Origin of the sequence: Lentilactobacillus parakefiri (assembly GCF_002157585.1) — a bacterium.
Classification (GTDB): Bacteria; Bacillota; Bacilli; order Lactobacillales; family Lactobacillaceae; genus Lentilactobacillus; species Lentilactobacillus parakefiri.
The window spans coordinates 1-548 of the sequence record NZ_BDGB01000106.1 but is presented as its reverse complement, the minus strand read 5'-3'; the positions used below and the strand labels follow the sequence as shown (position 1 = coordinate 548).

Sequence of the window (548 nt, the reverse complement as noted above, 5' to 3'; positions counted from 1 at the left end):
GGGCGGCATTCTTAAAATGTAGATAAACTACAGGAGGCGAAAGCCTATACCAGTTGGATCCGAATCCAATGAACAATTAGAGAATATCACACAGCATCCAAACAGCGAAGCTGGTCAATACTTGAATACATTTTTAATAATACGAGGAGGTGAAAAAATGAAGAATCGAATTGCAGAAGTGCGTAAGTCAAAGCATATTACGCAAGAACAGCTTGCTCAAGCATTACACACAAATAGGGCTTACTTGAGCAATCTAGAGAATGGTAAGAATGATCCTTCTGTCGATCTTGGCGGACGGATTGCACAATCGCTTGGCGAAACTGTTGAAAGTATTTTTTTTACTGATGATGTACGACATGAACGACATAAACATGCAACACTGCCCGTACCACCGAGAAAGACTTGTGGTCAGAAGTCAAGTAGGTGATACGTAAAATATTGATAGTTCTAATTGTGAGGAGAGTATACTTCCCCCAGCCCAGTGAAGTACAAAAATTCACTGGTTAGAAACTTGCAATGTTAGCGATGTTCGTCGCGCTAGACCAATT

1 protein-coding gene is annotated in these 548 nt (G+C 40.7%); it reads left to right on the top strand.

Going from position 1 to position 548, the window contains the following annotated elements; genetic code table 11:
- Nucleotides 1-157: 157 nt before the first annotated feature.
- Nucleotides 158-427, top strand: coding sequence for a helix-turn-helix transcriptional regulator (locus LPKJCM_RS11100; RefSeq protein ID WP_087069644.1), 270 nt, complete (start codon nt 158-160; stop codon nt 425-427).
- Nucleotides 428-548 lie beyond the last annotated feature (121 nt).

Coding starts and splice junctions, on each gene's coding strand:
- LPKJCM_RS11100 (WP_087069644.1), top strand. CDS start 158: ATGAAGAATCGAATTGCAGAAGTGCGTAAGTCAAAGCATATTACGCAA.